Source organism: Nonomuraea sp. NPDC050404, assembly GCF_040655495.1.
In the GTDB taxonomy this organism is placed as follows: Bacteria; Actinomycetota; Actinomycetes; order Streptosporangiales; family Streptosporangiaceae; genus Nonomuraea.
On the sequence record NZ_JBFAKB010000004.1, the window covers coordinates 370,380 to 390,973 of the forward strand.

Genomic DNA, 20,594 nt, shown 5'->3' on the forward strand with positions numbered 1-20,594 from the left:
AGTGTTACCAATCCTTCCCAGCTTCGGACTGCGCCTTGATGTAGTTGGGGATGTCCTGCTGCTGCGAGAGAGCCAGCGCCTGCTCGGGCGTGCCGCCGTCACGCAGGATGTGCTGGCGGTAGACCGACCACAGCGGCAGGTCCCAGTACTCGGTGTTCTGGTAGTTGGAGATCGCGGCGTTCTCGCCCCAGTAGACGGCCGAGGTGTCGAGCTTGGCCAGCTCGGGGATCGCCTTGCCGAAGCTCTGCACGACCTTGTCGGTCTGCAGGACCGCCTTGACGCCGTGGCTGGACAGCTCGGTCTGGCCCTCCTCGGAGACCAGCCACTTCACGATCTGCAGCGCCTGGTCCTTCTTGGGCGAGGACGGCGGGACGAACGCGGCCCGCGTGTTCGGCTGGTAGACCGTCTTGGCGCCCCTCTTGAGCACCGGGATCGCGCTGACGCCGATGTCGACGCTCTTGGCCTGCTCGGCGAAGGCGGCCTCGTCCCCGTCCTCGATGAACAACTCGCTGCCGGCGTACATGCTCAGCCGCGAGATCGTGTCGACCGCCATGGCCAGGTGGCCCGGCTGGCTCATGTCACCCTTGAAGTAGTCGGTGACGGTGGTGAAGTCGTTGCGCGGGATCTCCAGGAAGCGGTACAGGTTGTCGACGTACGTCTTCCAGGCGTCGCTGCTGATGTCGACCTTGATCTCTTCGGGCTTCGGCTCCTCGCTCGACGTCGGCTGGAACGGGTAGAGCCCGGCCTGGTTGAAGTCCAGGTACTGGTCAGGGTGCTGCATGTAGCCCTTGTAGTGGCTCAGGCCGTCGTCCCTGGTCAGCTGCTTGGCCTTCTTGAACGCCTCGTCGTACGTCATCCCCGGCTTGGGGTACTTCACCTTGAACTTGTCGAAGATCTTCTTGTTGTAGAGCAGCACGTGCTCGTCGATGAAGAGCGGCACGCCGTAGATCCCGCCGTCGGAGCGCGACTTGGTCAGCTCCACGGCGGCCTTGTTCAGCGTGTTCACGTCGATGCCGGCCTTCTGCAGGTCGGCGGTGAGGTCGCCGACCCAGCCCATCGGCTCCAGGTCGCGGTCGATGCGGTTCTTCGGGTCCTCGATGATGAGGTCCGGGGTGACCCCGGCGGCCTTGAGCTCGTCGTAGCGCACGGGGTAGTCCCACGTCGCGTACTTGATCTTGACGTTGGGGAACTTCTCGCGCAGCTTGTTGCCGATGAGCTCGTCGAAGACCCTCGTCGCGGCGGCCTGCTCGTTGTCGACGGTCGCCTCGAACGGCTTGAAGTTGGCGGCGAAGATGAACAACTCGTCGTCGCAGACGCTGAACGGCAGGTTGTACCTGTTCGGCACGTCCTTGCAGGCGGCCGAGGGCTGAGGGCTCGCGTTGGCCGCCGCGGGCGCGGCGGCGGTCACGGTGAGGGCGAGCGCGAGCAGGGCGAAGCCGCGGGACTTGCTCTTCATATGGTCTCTCTCCTAAGCCAGGCTATTTGGTGGGGGTGTAGCTGCACTTACGCACGACATTCCGCCGGACACCGTTCTTGAATTCGGTGATCGTGTGCTCGGGCCAGTTCGAGAGCAGGCCCACCGAGTCGCGGAGATACTGCTCGTTGAACACGACGTGGCGAATGTTGTTGCGGTTGTAGGAATAGACCATGTGGATGAATCCGTCGCTGCTCTGCGTCAGCACGGGATAGGTGAACTGCGGGCCGGACTGCGCCTCGACGTCCACCGTGTTCTCCCACGTGCGCCCCTTGTCGGGCGAGAGCGAGAGCCGCATGGGGGAGCGGTGCTCGACCCACGGGTTGTAGGCCAGCACCAGGTTGCCGCTGGCCAGCTTGTGCACGGCGACGCGGGAGTTGGGGTTACCGATCGGCTCGGCCACCGGCGCGCTCCAGGTGCGGGCGAAGTCGGTCGACTCGCTCTTGTAGATCGCGCCGTCCCCGGTCCGCATGTACGCCACCAGCCGCCCCGGCTCCACCTCGGCCACGGTCGGCTGGATCGAGCTCTTCGGCGTCTTGATCCAGTTCGCGTTGTCCTCCGGGTAGGACTTCCACGTGCTCATGTCCTGGCCGAAGACGTAGAAGCCGGAGGAGGAGTTGACCTCGTCGTAGATGGGCAGCAGCACCTCGCCGTTCGACATGCGGATCGGGTTGGTGCCGGTCATCCAGCCCCACTCCTTGCGCAGGACGGTGGGCTCGCTCCAGGTGTGCCCGCCGTCGTCGGAGGTGATGAGCTTGATCGGCGCCTGTTCCCAGCCGTGTCCCTCGATCGTGACGAAGAACAGGTACACGCGCTTGCCGTCCGACCAGAGCACCGGGTTGCCGTCGGCCTTGCCGGCCTCGTCGTACACGACCTCGGGCTTGGACCAGGTCTTCTGGCCGGCCGCCAGCCGCGACATGTAGAGCGCCTGGTTCGCGGCACCCTCCGACGTGCCGCCGTAGTAGACGGTCAGCATGTCGCCCTGCGGGGCCTGCGCGATGGCGGCCGCGTGCACCTTGGGCACGTTCGGGTCGGGGGCGGCCACGTCCTGGCGGCAGGCGTACCCGCCGGTGGGCTCCACCTTCACGTTGCCGTCGTCATGCCCGGCGACGTACGAAGGAACGCCCACTGCCACCGCCAGAGCGCCGTATAAAAGGCTCTGCCGAATTTTCATGATGGATTGATCTCCAGATATTTGATGGTCTTCCGCAAATAGGAGAAGGCGACGTCGAGTCGTCCCTCTCGGCCGTCGATGACGCTCGGATACGAATAGCCGAGCTCGCTCTGCCAATATTCGGAGTCGGAATCCTGCAACACGCGCCGGTGCGGCCAGTTCGCGCCGCCGTCCTCGGAGAGGGCGACGACCAGCGGGGTACGCAGCGCCTTCTTGCGCCGCTTGCCGTTCTTGGTCACCCATCTGAACTGGTCGTTCTCCAGGCTCGCGTCGTTGTAGACGAGCGCGAGCCGTCCGTCGCCGAGCCTCGTGAGCTGGACGGAGGAGTCGTTGTTCGGCAGTTCGGTCCGCTCGGGGGCGGACCAGGTGCGGCCGTCGGAGGAGGTGGAGGCGTAGATCCGCCCCGCCCGCCGGTCGCGGAACATCGCCAGCAGCCGGTTGTCCGGCCGCCGCGCGATCGTCATCTGCACCACGTCGCCGCTGCCGGGGACGTCGTGCTCGCTCCAGGTGCGCCCGCCGTCCGCGCTGACCTGGACCAGGCTGCGGTCGCCCGTGGCGCCGCAGTGGTAGGCGGGCAGCAGCCACGTCCCGTCGGCCAGGATCTGTGGCGGGTTTCTGATGAAGCTGCCGGGACGGGAGAACAACACGTGCGGCTCGCTCCACGTGCGGCCGCCGTCGGCCGAGGTGCGGGCCGCGACGTGCGCGGTCGTCTGGTCGTGCGGCTCCATCGAGGTGTTCAGCAGCCAGACCAGCCCGTCGCCGTCCTCGAACAACACCGGGTTCTGCTCGCTGCGCGCCGGGTCGGCTGCCACCAGCAGCGGCTCCTCCCAGCGGTCGCCGGACAGGCGGGAGACCACGACGTTGGTGCCGGGGTCGCCTTCGTTGGGGCCGCTGAACCAGGTGAGCAGCAGGTCGCCGGCGCGCGTGCGCAGCAGGTTGGCCGCGTGGTTGTCGATGCCGTGCGGCACCGGCAGCAGCGCCTCGCGGGCGCCGGGCAGCACGGCGGACGGGCGGACGATGCCGTCGAAGCGCGGATCGGCCGCCTGCTTCACGGCGCCGTCCTGTCGGGGGTCACTCATGCGTTCACCACCGGGTCCTCTCGTAGGTCGGGGTCCGGCACGCCGCGCAGCTCCAGCTCCTCGGCGAAGTGGCAGGCCACCCGCCGCCCATGGACCTCGCGCAGCGGCGGCCGTTCGGTGCGGCAGGTGTCCTTGGCGTACACGCAGCGCGGGTTGAACGGGCAACCTTCGGGCACGTTCGCCGGGTCGGCGATGTCGCCCAGCAGCTTGATCCGCTCGCGGTGCTTCTTGGCCGCCGGGTCGGGGTCGGGCACCGCCGACAGCAGCGCCTCGGTGTAGGGGTGCATGGGCCGCGTGTACAGCTCCTCGGTCGGGCCCTGCTCCACCACCCGCCCCAGGTACATGACCGCGACCACGTCCGAGACGTGCTCGACGATGCCCAGGTCGTGGCTGACGAACAGGAAGCCGAGCTCCGACTCCTCCTGAAGGTCCATCAGCAGGTTCAGGATCTGGGCGCGCACCGACACGTCCAGCGCGCTGACCGCCTCGTCGGCGACGACCAGCCGGGGCGACAGGGCCAGCGCCCGCGCGATCCCGACCCGCTGTCGCTGCCCGCCGCTGAAGGCGTGGGGGTAGCGGTTGGCGTACTCGGGGCGCAGGCCGACCCGCTCCAGCAGCTCGCCGACCCGGTCGTCGATCTCGTCCGAGGTGCCGATCCTGTGCACCCGCATCGGCTCGCCGATGATCTCGCGCAGTGTCTTGCGCGGGTTGAGCGACGAGTGCGGGTCCTGGAAGATCATCCGCACCTCGGCCCGGTACGGCTTGAGCTCCTTGTCCGTCAGCCCCGCCACGTCGCTCACCGAGCCGTCGCGCCGCCGGTAGAGCATCCGCCCCCCGGTCGGGTCGTGCGCCCGCACGATGCACCGGCCGAGCGTCGTCTTGCCGCAGCCGGACTCCCCGACCAGGCCGAGCGTGCTGCCGGCGGCGATCTCCAGATCGACCTCGTCCACCGCCTTCACCGCGCCGACCTGCCGGCCCAGCAGGCCGCTGCGGATGGGGAAGTGCTTGGACAGCGCTTCGATCTTGAGCAGGGGTTCCGTGCTCACTTGGCCTCCTCCTCGTACAGCAGGCAAGACACCTCTCGGTCGCCCACCTTGAGCAGGGACGGTGCCACCGCGTCGCACTTCCCCTCCATCGCGTGGTCGCAGCGCGGGTGGAAGAAGCACCCGTCGGGCCGCGCGTACGGCGGCGGCACCATGCCCTTGATCGCCGTGAGCCGCCGCTGCTTGGCGCGCCCCAGCCGGGGCATCGAGCGCAGCAGCGCCTGCGCGTAGGGGTGGCGGGGAGCGGAGAGCACCTGCTCGGCGGAGCCGTACTCGACCACCCGGCCCAGGTACATGACCGCCATGCTGTCGGCCACCTGCGCCGCCACGCCGAGGTCGTGGGTGATCAGCATGATCGCCATGCCGAAGTCGTCCTGGAGGTCGCGCAGCAGCTCCAGGATCTGCGCCTGCGTGGTGACGTCCAGCGCGGTGGTCGGCTCGTCGGCGATCAGCAGGCTCGGCCGGCAGGACAGCGCCATCGCGATCATGGCCCGCTGCCGCATGCCGCCGCTCAGCTCGAACGGGTAGGAGTCCACCCGCCGCTGCGGCATGGGGATGCCGACCCGGTCGAGCATCTCGATCGCGGTCTTGCGGGCCTGCGCCTTGCCGACGTTGTCGTGCAGCCGCACCGCCTCGACGATCTGGCTGCCGATGGTGTGCACCAGGCTCAGCGAGGCCATCGGCTCCTGGAACACCATCGCGATGTCGTTCCACCTGATCTGGCGCAGCAGCTTGGTGTCCGCGCCGACCAGTTCGACGGGCCCGCTTTCGCGGTGCAGGGTGATCTTCCCGCCCTCGATCTGTCCCGGCGGGTCCACCAGGCGCAGGATCGAGCGGGCCATGACGCTCTTGCCGCAGCCCGACTCGCCGACGATGGCCAGCGTCTCGCCTTTGCGTACGCGCAGGTCCACGCCGTCCACGGCGCACACCACGCCGTCGTCCATGAGGAAGTGCGTACGCAGGTCCTCGATCTCAAGCAGCACGTCGTCTGCGGGCACGCCTGCTCACCTTCCTATTGCCGTACGGGTCGGCGGCGTCACGCAGGCCGTCACCGAAGAAGTTCATGGCGACCACGACGATCACCACCGCGATGCCGGGCGCGAGCATCCAGGGCGCGTTCGCCACGACGCGCACGTTCTGCGCGCCCTCCAGCAGCACGCCCCAGCTCACGGCGGGGGCCTGCAGGCCCAGGCCGAGGAAGCTCAGGCTCGTCTCGCCGAGGATCATGGCCGGGATGGCCAGCGACAACGAGGCGATGATGTGGCTGGCGAACGACGGGATCATGTGCCGGAAGATGATCGACAGCCGGCCCACGCCGTCCAGGCGGGCGGCGGTGACGAAGTCCTCCTCGCGCAGCGACAGGAACCGTCCGCGCACGTCGCGGGCCAGGCCGGTCCACCCGATTAACGACAGCAACACTGTGATGGCGAAATATCGGGTCATCGGCCCCCAGTCGGTGGGGAGCGCGGCGGACAGCGCCATCCACAGGGGCAGGGTCGGGATCGCCATCAGGAACTCGATGACCCGCTGCACGACGTTGTCGACGCCGCCCCCGAAATATCCGGAAATGCCGCCTATGAGCATGCCGAGGAAGAAGCTGGCCAGCACGCCGACCAGCCCGATCGACAACGACACCCGCGCGCCGTGGATGAGCCTGGAGAAGAGGTCCCTGCCGTTCTCGTCGGAGCCCAGCAGGAAGAACGGCTCACCCTTGACCACGGGCCCGAACAGGTGGATGTCGGACGGGATCAGCCCCAGCAGCTTGTACTCGTCACCGTGCACGAAGAACCCGACCTTGATCACCTTGCTGGGATCCTCGGTGTAGGTCTGCTCGTAGGTGTTGGTGTCGCGCTGGGTCGTGTACCCGTTCACGTGCAGGCCGTGCTCGCCCGAGAACTGCACCACCTGCGGCGGCGCGTACGTCAGCGCCGTGTTCGCCGTCGCGCTGGACATCGGCGCGAAGAACTCCGCGAAGATCGCCACGAAGTAGATCGGGATCAGGATCGCCGCGGCGGCCATCGCCAGCCGGTGCCGGCGGAACTGCCGCCACATCAGCCGCCACTGCGGCAGCGTCCCTACTTCCTGCGTCTTCGGTCGCCTGAGGAACATGCGGCGCTACTCTCTCTTGTACCGTTTGCGAATTCGCGGATCCCACCACGCCAGCGCCATGTCGCTCACCACGGTGCCGATCACCGTCAGCGTGCTGAGGATCATGATGAAGCTGCCGACCAGGTACATGTCCTGGTTCATCACTCCGCTGAGCAGCAGCGGGCCGCCTGTCGGCAGGCTCATGACGACCGACACGATGGTCTCTCCGCCGATCAGCCCGGGAAGCAACCAGCCGACCGTGCTGAAGAACGGGCTGAGCGACATCCGCACCGGGTACTTCAGCAGCAGCTTCCACTCCGGCAGGCCCTTGGCCCTGGCCGTGTGCACGTAGGGCCGGTAGAGCTCGTCCAGCAGGTTCGCCCTGGTCACCCGGATCATGCCGGCGGTGCCGGACACGCCGATGACCACGATCGGCACCCACAGATGGCTCATCAGGTCCAGGACCTTGCCCAGGTTCCAGGCGGCGTCCTGGAACTCCGGTGAGAACAGTCCGCCGACGCTGGCCCCGAAGAAGCGGAACCCGATGTACATGAGGATCAGCGCCAGCATGAACTCGGGGATCGCCATCCCGATGAAGCCGAGGAAGGAGAAGCCGTAGTCACCGATGGAGTACTGCTTGACCGCGCTGTAGATCCCGATCGGGAACGCGATCGCCCAGACCATGAGCAACGAGCTGATCGACAGGATCGCCGAGAGCGCGACCCGCTCGCCGATCAGCGTGGCGACCGGGGCGTTCCAGGCAAACGATTGACCGAAATCGCCGTGAAGCACGATGGCGGTGATCCAGTTCCAGTACTGCACGAAGATCGGATCGTCCAGGCCGTACCGTTGCCGGAGGTTGATGATCTCCGCCGGAGTGAGGCCCTCGCCGCCCGCCTGGGCGTTCGCGATCACCGTTGAGACGTAGTCGCCCGGCGGCAGGTTGATGATGACGAAGGCGGCGATCGAGATCGCGGCCATCGTCACCACCACGTACAGCAGGCGGCGGCCGAAATAACCCAGCATGTCGGCGCCTCAGAGGGAGTACTGCTCGGGCTGGGTCGGCCCGGGGTTCACGGGACAGACGGACATGGAGTCGGGCACGTTCTTGAAGGTATTCGTCGCGATGCCGTACTCGTCCGGGTGGGAGCTGATCCCGATGGCGTAGAACTGGTCCTTGGAGATCCGCACGACCTCCTTGGCGTGCTCGATCGCCTTGTTGATGTCCGGCTCGTTGCGCATCGCGGTGAACGCCTCAAGCTGCTTCTTCACCTCGGCCGGCGGCTCGTCGCCGTTCTTGCCCTTGCTGCCGTACCACAGGGCCCAGCGGATCGCGTAGCGGGCGCTGCCGGAGTTGCTCGGCACGTAGTAGTGGCTGCCGCCGGTGCCGGTGATCACGTCGAAGTCGCTGCACGTGAACGTGGACGCCTGCGGGTTGTTGCCCATCGTGCGCTCGGTGAACAGGGTGTCGGACACCGGGTCGGTACGCAGGCTGACCCCGACCGCCTCCCAGTGCTTCTTGACGAACTCCAGCGCCTGCACGTGGTGCGGGAACTCCGCGCTGGTCATGACGGTGATGGTCAGCGGCTGGCCGTTGGGCCCCAGCCGCCTGCCGCCGGAGTCCTTCTCCGTCAGCCCGGCCTTGTCCAGGAACTCGTTGGCCTTGGCGACGTCGTACTCGGTGTACTGCTTGGCGAACTCCGCGTCGTAGACGGAGTTGTTCTTGGAGGGCGCGGCCTGCCAGGCTTCGCCCTGGCCCGCGTACACGCCGTCGATGATCTCCTTGCGGTTGATCGCGTACGACAGCCCGATCCTGAAGTCCTTCTTCTGGAACAACTCGCGCAGGTCGTCGTCGCCGATCGTCTGGTTGAACTGGATGATCATCGTGTTGCTCAGCCGGCTCGGCACGTTGAACAGCCGGTACTTGCCCTTCGCGGAGTTCTGCGCGACCAGCGGCTTGTTCTCCGGCGTGTTGAAGTTGCGGAGCTGCATGTGGATCTCGCCGTTCATGATCTTCAGCAGCTCCACCTCGACGTCGCCGAGGAGGTCAGACCTGAACCGGTCGATGTAGGGCAGCTGACGCCCCTTGTCGTCGGTCTTCCAGTAGTACGGGTTCCGCTCGGCGATCACCGCCGTGCCGTTGCCGATGGCCTGGGTGATCTTCCACGGGTGCAGAGTCGGCAGGTCGGCGTTGTGCGCGACGTCGTTCTTCTGCATGAACAGCTGGGTCCAGTCCTCGAACTGGGCTTCCTTGGCCAGCTTGTCGGCGTCCTTGTTGTACTTCTTGTGGAACTGCTCGAGATAGTGCTTGGGCAGCAGCATCCCGGACGCGCCGCCGCGCTCGAACGTGGAGACCGCGATCTGGAACAGCAGTCCCGCCTTCGGCTCCTTGTAGACGTAGCGGACCGTCCGCTCGTCCACCTTCTCCACCTTGACCAGCTCGTCCGTGGTGCCGTTCTCCAGGAACAGGTCGTAGACGCCGGTCGTGTGCAGGTCCTTGTAGACGGTCACGTCCTCGAAGGCGAACAGCAGGTCGTCGGCCGTGCAGGGCTTCCCGTCGGACCACTTCAGGCCCTCGCGCAGCTTGAAGACGTACTCGCGGCCGTCGTCCTTGACCTCGAACTCGGCCACGTTCGGGATGATGTCGTCGGGGCCCTTCTGGCCGTTGGTGCCGGGCTTGAGCCGGACCAGGGGCTCGTAGGCCAGGGTGTAGATCAGCCAGTCCCAGTCGTCCTCGCCGACCATGGCCGAGTTCCACGTGCCGCCGTACGCGCCCGGCTCCTGCAGCGGGGTGACGACGAGCGGGTTCTTCGGCAGGCGCTCCGCGAGCGGCGGCAGCTTGCCGGCCTTGACCAGCTCGGCCAGCGCCGGCGCCTCCTTGGCCGACAGGTCGGCGACCCGCGCGGCGCCGTTCGCGCCCGTGTTCGGGCTGGTGTCGAAGAAGCTGCAGCCGCTGACCGTGGCCAGCGCCAGCAGTCCCCCGCCGCGGAGCAGGCTCCTCCTCGTGAAAGCTTGATCTGTCATGGGTGCTCCGTTTCGGGGTCTAACGATTGACCTTTACCAGGCTGAAGGTCGCCGTGGTGTAGGCGTGTACGCCGTTCGCCTCCTGGTTGCCGTCCACGGCCAGGCCGACGTAGAAGCGTCCTGTCCGCATGGCGATGCGCTCGTAGCCGATGCGATCCCAGTTCAGCGAGTTCTCCGAGAGGAAGGCCTCGAACTCGACGTCGTTGCTGGGCAGGCTCCGGCAGACCAGGCGCAGCCAGTACGGCTTCTCGTCCAGCGGGTCCTCACCGGCCGCCGGCCACACGCCGACGCTCGGCGCCGTGCCGTGGGAGGCGACCCTGATCGCCTTGGCGCGCCTGCCGGAGCCGTCCTCGTTGCTGGCCGAGTAGCCGATGCCGGCCATCATGAACGGCGAGTTGGGCTCCAGGTCCTGCCGCACCATGAGCCCGGCCACGGCGTCGACGTGGCCCTTGCTCACCTTGTCGATCCGCGCGGTGATCTCCAGGACCTCGCCGCGCTTGCTGAACCCGACCGCCTTGTAGGCGAGGTGGAAGGAGTCCTTCCAGCCCGCGATCTTGCCGGATCCCTTGATCGTGAACACGCCGTCCTTGAGCGCCGTGTTGCCGGGGATCGGCACCTCGCCGATGTCCTTGACCTGCCACCCGGCGTGCGTCCTGGTGCGGTTGACGTGGATCGGCACGAGCGAGGAGGTGGTGGCCGAGCCGGTGCTGTCGGTGGCCCTGGCCGTCAGGTAGTAGGTGCCGTCCGTGACGCCTTCCCAGGTCGCCTGGTACGGCGCCGCCGTCGCCTCGCCGATCTTCGTGTCACCGTGGAAGAACTCGACCTTGGCGATGGTCCCGCCGTCGAGCGCCTTGGCGTCGGCCTGGATCGCGACGGCCTGCTTGTCCTTGTTCGCCGCGAACACCTGGTCGATCTTGGGGGAGGTGATCGTCACCTCGGGGTTGCGCCCGCCCGCCCGCTGGATGGAGTTGAGGTAGCGCTCCAGGTTGGTGTACCCGTCGGTGCCGACCGTCTGGGCGTCGTCGGCGCTCTCGGGGTTGAGCCCCTGGGCGGTCTCCCACTCGTCCGGCATGCCGTCGTGGTCGCTGTCGGCCGGGGCCGCGACCTCCGACGGTAAGGGCAGGAAGCCGCCCACGTCCTTCTGCGAGTTGATGTGCCGTCCCGTGCCGGCGCGCGCCTCGTTGACCAGGCGGGCGTCGATGGCGTCCCTGCGCGGCAGGGTGGCGCCGGCCTGCTCCAGCACGGTCGCGTACGCCTGCTGCGGCGTCTGCTCGGTGATGCCGTTCTCGAACTCCACCGCCTTGGGCAGCAGCGTGATGCCGCCGATGGCGTAGGTGATGCCGAGCGCGTTGTTCGCCGTGACGTCGGCGTGGCCCTCGATCTCGTTGCCGGTGACGTGCCACTGGCCGAGCCGCCCGGGGGCGACGATCTCCCTGGCGATCTTCGGCAGCGTGTTGGGGCCCGGCTTGTAGTAGTTGCCGACCATGTTGATGCCGTTGGACCACTCGCCGCCGTAGCAGGAGGTGATGCCGTGGTTGTAGATCACGTTGTTGCGGTGGTCCACCAGCATGTTCATGCCCTCGGAGAAGCTGAAGCGAGGGTTTCTGGCGTTCTGGTGGATGAGCAGGTTGTGGTGGTAGGTGATGTTGTCGCCGCCCCACAGCCCGCCCATGCCGTGCCGGCCCTTGTCGTGCACCGAGTTCGTCAGGCCCTCGGAGATGATGCACCACTGCACGGTCACGTTGGTGTTGCCGTAGACGGAGAAGCACTCGTCCACGCCCCAGGAGAAGGAGCAGTGGTCGATGAGGATGTCGCGCACGTTGCGGGCGCTGAACGTGTCGATCGGGGTGCCCAGCTCGTCGCCACCGCGGAAGCGCAGGTGGCGCACGATGATGTTGTTGCCCTTGATCTGCGTCTCGTTGCCGATGACGGTGACACCGTGGCCCGGGGCGGTCTGACCTGCGAGCGTGAGGTTGGACCCGGTGATGTCGAGCCCGCCCTTGATCTTGATGTTGCCGGCGACGCGGAAGACGATCGTGCCGTCCGACTTGGCGCAGGCCTCACGCAGTGACCCGGGACCGTCGTCGTCCAGGGTGGTCACCTCGTAGACGGCGCCGCCGCGCCCGCCGGAGGTGTACATGCCCGCTCCCTCGGCCCCCGGGAAGGCGGGGACCTTCTTGGCCGCCGCCGCCGTCGCCGAGGGCGAGGGTGAGCCGCTGGGCTGCGGCGTCGGGGTGGCGGTCGCGGCGGCCGGCATGCCGCCGCCGATAGCCACGGCGGGCGTGGCCAAAGCAGCCGAGCGCACGAACGTACGGCGGCTGAATCCTGATTGCTGGGGATCGAAGCCAGGGGCCTCGGTCATGGATGACGCTCTCTTTCCGCCCCGGAAATAGGCAGGGCTGTGCCGGCCTTCGGCACACTCCGGACCACGCTGTCGCTGGTGAGAATTTTTATTCAGCCATGAATGGAGTGGATTCATCACATCGTGAACGACACGCATGTCAGTGTCAAGAGTGGTTTCTCGGCAGATGACGCCTGCGTAAACTCTCAGCGGGCACCCAGGAACGGCGAAGGCCGCCGTGCGAAGCGCACGACGGCCCTGCTGGGGACGGAGGAGACGGCTCAGTCCTTGAGCAGCTCTTCCGCCACGCCGACGTCCGTGATGAGGGTGTTGACCCAGCCGCCCTTCAGCGCCGCCCGGATCGCGGCCGTCTTGCGCCGCCCGCCCGCGATCGCGATGCGCCGCGGCACCCGCAGCAGGTCGGCGGCCGGGATGCCGAGGATGCGCTCCTCCAGCGGCGAGTCGATCAGCCGCCCGTCGGCGTCGAAGAAACGCAGGCACACGTCACCCACGGCGCCGAGCCCGCGCAGCGTCTCCAGCTCATCCTCGGAGATGGCGTTGCCGCTCTCCTGCAGCAGCGGCGACGGGTTGAGGCTGCCGATCCCGACCAGCACGGTCGTCAGCCGCGACCACGCCTCGACCACCTGGCGCACCACGGTGTCGTCCGACAACGTCTGCCGCGCCACCGCCGAGCCGACCAGGCCGGGCGCGGGCAGGAAGACCGGCTCGGCGCCGGTCAGATCGGCCAGGTGGGCGGCCAGCCTGGTCGCCTGCACCTGCGCGGACCCCTTGCCCACGCCGCCGATCAGCTGCACGACCTCGTCGGCCACCCGCACCGGGCGGCGCTGCATGGCCTCCACCGTGGCCAGCAGGCTCGCGCTCCACGAGGAGATGCCCAGGTGCTCGCCGCCGATCAGGGTGGCGTCCAGGTAGGTCGCCCCGGCCGAGCCGAGCGCGGCCACGACGTCGTTGCCCTCGCCCGCGGCGTCCACCACGATGATCTGCTCGACGCCGTACTTGCGCTCCAGGTCCTCCTCCAGCAGCGCGTGCACGCCGCTGGGCACGACGACCACCGTGCGCACGATGCCGATCTCCGCGGCCTCCTTGAGCAGCCGCGACACCCGCGGCTGCGAGATGCGCAACTGCGCGGCGATCTGCGGCTGGCGCACGCCGTGCTCATGGTAGAGGCGCGCCACCCGCACCAGCAGCCGCATGCGTTCGGACTCCTGGCTGAGCCGGCGACCGGTGAATCTCACGGGCTCCGTACGGCCCTTCTCGAACTGACTGTCAGCTCCCACGATCGCTGGCCTCCGCTTCGGCTCCGCCGCTCCTGCTGGTCCGGTGGCGAGCCCGGGCCACTGCCGAGTGCCATTCTGCTAGCGTGCGACGTCGTTCGCACACCGGCAGAACGGGTGAGTAGCGCCGGCCATGGCGGGGCAGCTCCGACAACTCCCGGCGGGACCATACACCGCCGGAAAGCCCGGCCAGATGCGCGGCCCCCAGCGCCGACAACTCGGGCCGCGCCGCGACCCGCACCGCCAGTCCGGTCACGTCGGCCTGCCACTGCATGAGGTCGGCGTTGGCGGTGGGACCGCCGTCGGCCAGCAGCTCCTCGACGGGGCCCGCCGCGCGCTCCATGGCGGACACGACATCACCGACCTGCAGGCCGATCGAGTCGACCGCCGCCCTTGCCATGTCCTCCCGCCGGCTGCCCAGGCCGAAGCCCGTCATGATCGCTTCCGCCCGGTCGTCCCACCAGGGCGCGCCGAGCCCGCCGAACGCCGGCACGATGTGCAGCCTACCCCGGTGGCCGAGGGTCGCGAGCCGCGCCACTTCCTCGGGCTCGACGTCCAGAACCCCGGCCAGCCAGGCGATCGTGGCCCCGGCGGACAGGATGTTGCCCTCCAGCGCGTACGCCGGCGCGTCGTCGTCCTGCCAGCCGATCGTCAGGCACAGCCCCTCGGGGGCCGCGTCATCACCGCCGGGTGTCGCCAGGCCCATCACCGACGAACCCGTGCCGTAGGTGACCTTGACCCGGCCCGGCTGTCCGGCCGCGTGCGCGTACAGGGCGGCGTGCGAGTCGCCGAGCACCGCCGTGACCGGCACCCCGGCCAGGGACGGATGCAGCGCGCCCGCGTCGGCGTGCGTCCCGGTGGACGGCACCACCCGGGGCAGCGCCTCCTCCGGCACGCCGAACAACTCCAGCAGCTCCGGGCTCCAGGCGCGCCGCCGCACGTCCAGCAACTGGGTACGCGAGGCGCAGCCGACCTCGGTCACGTGCCCGCCGCCCAGCCGGAACAACAACCACGAGTCCACCGTGCCCAGGCAGCCGGGACCGTGCCGCTCCAGCAGCCAGGCCGCCTTGGCCGCGGTGAACATCGGATCCAGCGGCAGGCCGCTGAGCCGGCGCGCCAGGGGGGCCACGCCGTCGGCGGCCAGCCCGGCGCACAACTCGGTGCCCCGGCGGTCCTGCCAGCTCACCAGCGGTCCGAGGGGTGCGCCCGTGTCACGATCCCAGAGGATCACCGACTCGCGCTGCACGCTCAGCCCCACGGCCACCACCCGGCCGGGCGGCGACTGCGACAGGCAGGCGGACACCGCGTCCAGGACGCTGCGCCACAACTCCTCGCCGTCCTGCTCGACCAGGCCCGGCGCGGGGTGCCGCACGGCCAGCGGGGCCGAGGCGTGCGCCACGATCTCGCCGCTCGCGTCCACCAGGATCGCCTTGGTCGCGCTCGTGCCCTGATCCACCCCGAGCACGAGCGGACTGTCAGGCGTGCTCACGTCTTGTCCACCCCCAACGGCAGGGGATGCTCACGCGTGCTCAAGTCCCAGCACCTCCATCACCGCCCGCGCCAGCCCGTCGGGGGTGAGCCCGAAGTGCTCCAGCAGGAACGCGGTCTCCCCGGTCGGCGCGAACGTACGGGGCCCGAGCAGCCGCATCGGCACAGGCCGCGTCTCCAGCACGACCTCCGCCACCGCCGCCCCGAGCCCGCCGGTGGGCACCGCCTCCTCGGCCGTGACGACCGCCCCGGTCTGCCGGGCCGCCGCCATGATCTCCTCCCGGTCGAGGGGGGAGACGGTGGACACGTTCACCACCCGCGCCTGCACCCCGCGCGCCTCCAGCAGCGCGGCGGCCTCCATCGCCCGGCTCACCAGGGTGCCCGTGGCCACGATCGTGGCGTCCACGCCCTCGCGCAGGCGGGTCGCCCGCCCGTAGGTGAAGGCCGGCCCGTCCGGCGGCGACACCTGGGGCACGGGGAACCTGCCGATCCGCAGGAACACCGGCCCTTCGGTCTCGGCCGCCCACCGGATGGCCGCGCTGGTCTGCGCGGGGTCGGCGGGCACGATGACGGGCAGGTCCGCGATGGCCCGCAACCACGACAGGTCCTCGGTCGAGTGGTGGGTCGGCCCCAGCGCGCCGTAGGACAACCCGGGGCTCATCCCGCACAACTTGACGTTGGCCAGGCTGTAGGCGACGTCGGCCTTGATCTGCTCCAGGGCCCGCGCCGTCAGGAACGTCGCCGCCCCGCACACGAACGGCACCAGGCCCGCGTTGGCCAGACCAGCGCCGATGCCCACCATGTCCTGCTCCGCGATCCCCACGTTGACCAGCCGGTCGGGGAACTCCTTCGCGAAGCCGGCCAGCTTGCTCGACCCCACCGAGTCGTTGCACACGGCCACGATGCGGCTGTCGGCGCGCGCGAGCCGGGTCAGTTCCTCGGCGAAGGCGTCTCTGCAGTCGTGCAGTTCCTCAACGATCAACGCAGTTCCTCAAGCGCCAGGCGGGCCTGCTCGGAGTCCGGCACCTTGTGGTGCCACTCCACCCGATCCTCCATGAACGAAACCCCTCGCCCCTTCACGGTCCTGGCGATCACCGCGCGCGGTTTGCCCGCGTCGTGCGGCGCGGTGATGGCGTCCAGCAGCGCCAGATGGTCGTGGCCGTCCACCTCGACGGCCTCCCACCCGAACGCCGCCCACTTGTCGGCCAGCGGCTCCAGGTCGTTGGTCGCGCTGGTCCGCGCGCCCTGCTGCAGCCCGTTGCGGTCGATGACGGCCGTCAGCGACGTGAGCCCGCGATGCCCGGCCGCCATGGCGGCCTCCCAGTTGCTGCCCTCCTGCAGCTCACCGTCGCCCAGCACCACCACGGTCCTGGCCGCGGAGCCGCGCAGCCGCAGCCCCACCGCGATGCCGACGCCGACGGGCAGCCCGTGCCCGAGCGGGCCCGTGCTGGTCTCGATGCCGGGCACCGCCCTGCGGCTGGGATGGCCGTTGAGCGGCGACAGCGGGGCCGCGAACGAGCTCAGCCGCTCCGCCGAGAAGTAGCCGCAGGTCGTGAGCGTGGTGTACAACGCGACCGCGCAGTGGCCCTTGCTCAGGATCAGCCGGTCGCGATCCGGCCAGCCGGGGTTGGCCGGATCGACGCGCAGCACGGCGCCGTACAGGGTGGTGAGGATGTCGGTCACCGACAGGTCGCCGCCCGCGTGGCCGATGCCGGCCGCCGCGATCGTGCCGATCACGGTGCGCCGGATCCCGCCGGCCAGCGTCGCCAGCGCGGCGGCGGTGGTCGCCCGGTCGGCGTGCGCGAGCCGGTCGCGCAGCCTGCGCCACTCGGCGATGGCGTCGTGGTCGGGCAGGAGCAGGTCATGGGTGTACGCACCCGCGCCGATCGTCAGCATGATTCCTCGTCCCTCCCTCTCATCGGTTGTTTCCGTCCGCGAAAGCACGCAGCTTCGCGAAGAAGTCCTCGTGGATGAAGCGCGCGTCGATCGATTCGTAGACGCGGATCGGCCGGTTGTCGGCGGAGAAGTCGAGTGAGCCGTCGTAGCGGAAGTTCGGCGCCGGCCGTTCCGTCCAGAGCCCGCAGTCGTGGTGCAGCATGAGCCCGATCGCGGGGGAGTCGCCGAGGGAGCGGTACTCGATGTTCCCGTGCCGCTCCTGGTTGTGTTCGACGAGCTGGCGGACGAGGTATTCGCCGATCTCGCCGCACGGCGCGACCTTCGCGTCCAGCTCGGCGTAGCCGACGGCCATCATCCGGTATGTCGGCGCGGGCACCTGCCAGACCTTGAGCGCCGAGGAGAAGACGATGTTGGCCGCCAGGATGTCGTTGGACAGGTTGAACTCGGGCCTGCCGGTCTGGGGGCCGCGGCCGTCGTACCCGCCGCCGCCGATCCAGATCACGGTCACGTCCCGTTCGGCGATGCGCGGCTCCAGCATCAGGGCCGCCGCCATGTCGGTCAGCGGGCCGAGGAAGGCCACGTACAGCGGCTCGGCCACGTCGCGCATGGCCTCCTCGATGATCAGCTCGACGCCGGGGGCGCGGACCGGGGTGCCGGTGTCGGGCACCGCGTACGGCGCGCCGTCCGCCACCGGCACCCGGCCCTCGAGCTTCATCAGCCGCAGCAGCAGGTCGATCTCCGCCCGGCTTTCCTCCAGGCTCGTACGGGTGCGCCGGTTGCCGAAATGAGCGGCGACCAGGCCCCTGATATCCAGGCTCGGGGAGAGCAAAGCGTGGACGATGGCGAATTGGTCGTCCGCCTCATTCTTCGCATCGGTGTTGACGATCACTCGGCGCCGGTGGGAAAACGCCCTGTCCGCCATGCGGTCTCCGCTCCCTGAATATCTATTCAATAGTGTATCTATATTCCGATATTATGTTGTGACATTTGCCGTGTCAAGATCCCAGAGGATCACGGAGAGGGCGTGTGGCGAGATGGTGTGGTCGTCGTGCGTGGCGTCCTCCAGCAGGTCCCAACGCCCCTGCTCGGGCCGCCCGCCGGCGAGCAGCGCCACCCGGTCGCGGACCGGCGCCTGGTAGACGCGGTGGCTCACGCCGTTGAAGCAGCAGTCGTCGAACCGGTTGAGAATCTGCAACTGCCCCCTGTTCTCGCCGACCGAGGCCATGACGTACATCTGCAGGTAGTCGTCGGCCGTCCCGGCGGTGATGGAGGAGTAGAACTCCGGGAAGGAGGCCCTGGTCTGCTCCCAGTCGCCGGTGGTGGGGCTCGGCTTGGGCGAGGCGGCCCGCAGGAAGAACGGCAGCGAACCGGCCGTCGGATAACTGCGGGTGATGCGGGGGTCCAGCGCCGCGTACACCGTGGTCGTCCAGCCGCCGCCGGACAGGCCCAGCATCTCGACCGAGGCCGGGCGGTAGGTGGCCTGGGCGTAGTTGAGCGTGACGGTGAGCGGCTCCAGGAAGAACGTCAGCGTGGAGAACTCCGCGCTCTCCCACGGCACCAGCTCCCGGTGTGAGGGGCTGGGCAACATCGTGCCCGGGTTCGCCGGGTCCTCGATCTGCTGGCCGCCGTTCCAGTGGTGGAAGGGCATCGCGTACACCATCACGCGGTAGCCCCGGTCGAGCAGCGCCTGGACGGTGCGGAGCATGGTGTCGAGCGGTTCGCCGTGGCCGTTGTGGTACAGGGCCAGGCGGCGGTTCCAGCCCTTCCTGGGCAGCAGGTCGTACACCTTGGCGGTGATCCTGTAGTCCAGCGGGACCGTCAGCAGATCGACCCTGCGCACGCCGGTGAGCGAGGCGAGGTCGGGGACGCTCACCCCCTTCTCGACCGACGGAAGGGTCTTGGGCGGGCCCGCGCCCTTCCAGATGAAGTCGGCCATCTTGCGCCGTCTGGCCTCGATCTCCTCGGCGCCGGAGATGCCGATGAGCGGCTCGATGTCCACGCCGGCGACGGCGGGCGGCAGCGTCTTGTACTCGGGGCCGAACCTGGCCGCCGCCTCCGCGTTCACCGGAGCGACCGGCCTGGGCGGCCGCTTGCTTCCCTGTGAGGAGGCGGCGGCCGGGCCCGCCATCGCGGGCACGCCGGTCAGCGCGACGCCGACCCCGCCCAGCACGCCGCCCAGCACCGCGCGCCTGCTTGCTCGTGTGTCCGTCATGTCCTCACTCCGTCCAGCGCTTCTCGGGGTCCCAGCCACCCAGGACGAACTTCGGGTCGCGCCACTGCGCGGCCTCGGCGTCGGTGAGCTGGCGGGAGCAGGCCAGCCGCTGCGAGGTGTCGATCGGCCGGCCGGACAGATCGGTGCTCCTGTACTCCCACATCGAGGCCGTCTGGGCCTGCGCGCAGTCGTTCGGATCGATCTGCCAGCCCACCGGCGCCACGTGGGCGTCCATCCTGGTGTCGATGAACACCGCCTGGCTGTGCGTGAACCGCCACACGGCGCTGCGCCCCAGCACCACGGACGCGTCCGGCACCCCGGGGGAGCGGGTCAGCTTGGTGCGTACGAACACGTAGCCATGACGCGTGTTGTCGCTGCGGCTCTGCGAGATGTAACCGCCGTCGGTGGACTCCAGCGTCGAGTCCTGGATGAGCACCGTCCCCGTGCCCCAGATGAAGTCGGTGTCCCCGGCGATGTGGCTGTCGGTGACGAAGCCCTTGCCCTGCAACCGCAGCGTGTCCTGGTTGCTGAGCAGGTGCACGCGCTCCAGCGCGATGCGGTCGTTGTTGCCCCGGAACGCCTCCGCCTGCGAGCCGCCGTCCGGCGTCGTGTTGTGCACGGTCAGGTCGCTCAGCCGGAAGTCGGCCGCGTCCACGCCGAACGTCTGCCGCCAGCAGTTGTGCAGGTCGGAGGTCTCCAGCACGCGGCGCGGGCACACGTCGGCAGGGCCGCCGTTCGCCAGCGCCTTGTCGCCGTTGCGCAGGTCGTTGTTGGGGTAGCGGATCACGGTGCGGCCCGGTCCCGCGCCCTTCACGGTGATCTTCGGCCGGTCCTCGCGCACGTACACGATCTCGGTGTAGACGCCGCGCTTGACGTCGATGGTCACCGGCCTGGTGTTGCCGGTGGGCACGGCGTCCACGGCCCCCTGCACGGTGCAGAAGTCACCGGCGCCCTGGGCGGAGACCGTGAGGTGGCGCGGGTTGCGCGGCTGGTGCTTCCTGGTGGTGAAACGCCAGTCCCGTACGCCGTCCCAGCCGGGGAAGACGCCGGGTTCGACGGTGACGTAATACTCCTGGCCGTACTCCAGTTGTTTGTGCGGGTAGACGGAGGCCGTCTGCCCGTCGATCATGATCGACTCGTACGACCAGTCGTGCGGCAGCCCCGTGTCGGAGATCGCGCTGCCGATGTTCTTCTTGTCCTTCGTGGCGGTGGCCGCCTCGATGCGGTCGGCGAGCGAGCCGTCCGCCCGGCGGATCTCGATGGCCCCGGTGGTGCCGAGGGTGGGCGCGGAGCCCGGGAAAGTGATCTTCAGGGGGGTGTCGACACAGGTCCCGCCGGTGCGTCCCGCGACTGAGAGCCGTGGACCGTCATCCGCCGATGCCGTGGACGGAACGCATAAGGCGAGCGCCGTCGCCATGACGAGAACCGGGATCGTTGCCTTCACATTCGGCCTCTCTTGAGCGAATGGATAGTTGGCTGT

The 20,594-nt window shown here is 68.9% G+C and carries 16 protein-coding genes; all 16 read right to left on the reverse strand.

Annotation, left to right across the window (positions count from 1 at the left end; genetic code table 11):
- Nucleotides 1–4: 4 nt before the first annotated feature.
- Nucleotides 5–1,456: an ABC transporter substrate-binding protein gene (locus tag AB0I81_RS13215; RefSeq protein ID WP_360654875.1), complete on the reverse strand. Its 1,452-nt coding sequence runs from the start codon at nucleotides 1,454–1,456 to the stop codon at nucleotides 5–7.
- A gap of 22 nt (nucleotides 1,457–1,478) precedes the next feature.
- Nucleotides 1,479–2,603: a sialidase family protein gene (locus tag AB0I81_RS13220; RefSeq protein ID WP_360654878.1), complete on the reverse strand. Its 1,125-nt coding sequence runs from the start codon at nucleotides 2,601–2,603 to the stop codon at nucleotides 1,479–1,481.
- 41 nt (nucleotides 2,604–2,644) lie between these two features.
- On the reverse strand, nucleotides 2,645–3,727 hold the full coding sequence (locus tag AB0I81_RS13225) for a sialidase family protein (protein WP_360654881.1): 1,083 nt from the start codon (nucleotides 3,725–3,727) through the stop codon (nucleotides 2,645–2,647).
- Nucleotides 3,724–4,773 (reverse strand): oligopeptide/dipeptide ABC transporter ATP-binding protein, encoded by a 1,050-nt coding sequence (locus tag AB0I81_RS13230; RefSeq protein ID WP_360654884.1) that lies wholly within the window; start codon nucleotides 4,771–4,773, stop codon nucleotides 3,724–3,726. The genes AB0I81_RS13225 and AB0I81_RS13230 overlap by 4 nt, the downstream gene beginning before the upstream one ends.
- Entirely contained in the window at nucleotides 4,770–5,768 is a 999-nt protein-coding gene (locus tag AB0I81_RS13235; protein WP_360654887.1) for an ABC transporter ATP-binding protein, read from the reverse strand. The genes AB0I81_RS13230 and AB0I81_RS13235 overlap by 4 nt, the downstream gene beginning before the upstream one ends.
- Nucleotides 5,743–6,879, reverse strand: coding sequence for an ABC transporter permease (locus AB0I81_RS13240; RefSeq protein WP_360654890.1), 1,137 nt, complete (start codon nucleotides 6,877–6,879; stop codon nucleotides 5,743–5,745). Before AB0I81_RS13240 ends, AB0I81_RS13235 begins: the two co-directional genes overlap by 26 nt.
- 6 nt (nucleotides 6,880–6,885) lie before the next feature.
- The gene (locus AB0I81_RS13245; protein WP_360654893.1) at nucleotides 6,886–7,884 is read right to left on the reverse strand and encodes an ABC transporter permease; all 999 of its coding nucleotides are present in this window, start codon (nucleotides 7,882–7,884) and stop codon (nucleotides 6,886–6,888) included.
- 9 nt (nucleotides 7,885–7,893) lie between these two features.
- Nucleotides 7,894–9,882, reverse strand: coding sequence for an ABC transporter substrate-binding protein (locus tag AB0I81_RS13250; RefSeq protein WP_360654896.1), 1,989 nt, complete (start codon nucleotides 9,880–9,882; stop codon nucleotides 7,894–7,896).
- A 19-nt stretch (nucleotides 9,883–9,901) separates the two neighbouring features.
- Nucleotides 9,902–12,244: an Ig-like domain-containing protein gene (locus AB0I81_RS13255; RefSeq protein ID WP_360654899.1), complete on the reverse strand. Its 2,343-nt coding sequence runs from the start codon at nucleotides 12,242–12,244 to the stop codon at nucleotides 9,902–9,904.
- Between the two features lie 260 nt (nucleotides 12,245–12,504).
- Nucleotides 12,505–13,521 (reverse strand): sugar-binding transcriptional regulator, encoded by a 1,017-nt coding sequence (locus AB0I81_RS13260; RefSeq protein ID WP_360654902.1) that lies wholly within the window; start codon nucleotides 13,519–13,521, stop codon nucleotides 12,505–12,507.
- Complete coding sequence (locus AB0I81_RS13265; protein WP_360654905.1) at nucleotides 13,511–15,007, reverse strand: FGGY family carbohydrate kinase; 1,497 nt, start codon at nucleotides 15,005–15,007, stop codon at nucleotides 13,511–13,513. The genes AB0I81_RS13260 and AB0I81_RS13265 overlap by 11 nt, the downstream gene beginning before the upstream one ends.
- Before the next feature lie 30 nt (nucleotides 15,008–15,037).
- Nucleotides 15,038–15,988, reverse strand: a complete 951-nt coding sequence (locus AB0I81_RS13270) for a transketolase C-terminal domain-containing protein (RefSeq protein ID WP_360654908.1) — start codon at nucleotides 15,986–15,988, stop codon at nucleotides 15,038–15,040.
- Nucleotides 15,985–16,902 (reverse strand): transketolase, encoded by a 918-nt coding sequence (locus tag AB0I81_RS13275; protein WP_360654911.1) that lies wholly within the window; start codon nucleotides 16,900–16,902, stop codon nucleotides 15,985–15,987. The genes AB0I81_RS13270 and AB0I81_RS13275 overlap by 4 nt, the downstream gene beginning before the upstream one ends.
- A gap of 19 nt (nucleotides 16,903–16,921) precedes the next feature.
- Nucleotides 16,922–17,824 carry a nucleoside hydrolase gene (locus AB0I81_RS13280; protein WP_360654914.1) on the reverse strand — a complete coding sequence of 301 codons (903 nt, stop codon included), beginning with the start codon at nucleotides 17,822–17,824 and terminating at the stop codon, nucleotides 16,922–16,924.
- A 51-nt stretch (nucleotides 17,825–17,875) separates the two neighbouring features.
- Nucleotides 17,876–19,114, reverse strand: a complete 1,239-nt coding sequence (locus tag AB0I81_RS13285; protein WP_360654917.1) for a hypothetical protein — start codon at nucleotides 19,112–19,114, stop codon at nucleotides 17,876–17,878.
- Between the two features lie 4 nt (nucleotides 19,115–19,118).
- Complete coding sequence (locus AB0I81_RS13290; protein WP_360654920.1) at nucleotides 19,119–20,558, reverse strand: pectinesterase family protein; 1,440 nt, start codon at nucleotides 20,556–20,558, stop codon at nucleotides 19,119–19,121.
- Between the last annotated feature and the right edge of the window lie 36 nt (nucleotides 20,559–20,594).

Coding starts and splice junctions, on each gene's coding strand:
- AB0I81_RS13215 (WP_360654875.1), bottom strand. CDS start 1,456: ATGAAGAGCAAGTCCCGCGGCTTCGCCCTGCTCGCGCTCGCCCTCACC.
- AB0I81_RS13225 (WP_360654881.1), bottom strand. CDS start 3,727: ATGAGTGACCCCCGACAGGACGGCGCCGTGAAGCAGGCGGCCGATCCG.
- AB0I81_RS13240 (WP_360654890.1), bottom strand. CDS start 6,879: ATGTTCCTCAGGCGACCGAAGACGCAGGAAGTAGGGACGCTGCCGCAG.
- AB0I81_RS13245 (WP_360654893.1), bottom strand. CDS start 7,884: ATGCTGGGTTATTTCGGCCGCCGCCTGCTGTACGTGGTGGTGACGATG.
- AB0I81_RS13250 (WP_360654896.1), bottom strand. CDS start 9,882: ATGACAGATCAAGCTTTCACGAGGAGGAGCCTGCTCCGCGGCGGGGGA.
- AB0I81_RS13255 (WP_360654899.1), bottom strand. CDS start 12,244: ATGACCGAGGCCCCTGGCTTCGATCCCCAGCAATCAGGATTCAGCCGC.
- AB0I81_RS13275 (WP_360654911.1), bottom strand. CDS start 16,902: ATGCTGACGATCGGCGCGGGTGCGTACACCCATGACCTGCTCCTGCCC.
- AB0I81_RS13280 (WP_360654914.1), bottom strand. CDS start 17,824: ATGGCGGACAGGGCGTTTTCCCACCGGCGCCGAGTGATCGTCAACACC.
- AB0I81_RS13285 (WP_360654917.1), bottom strand. CDS start 19,114: ATGACGGACACACGAGCAAGCAGGCGCGCGGTGCTGGGCGGCGTGCTG.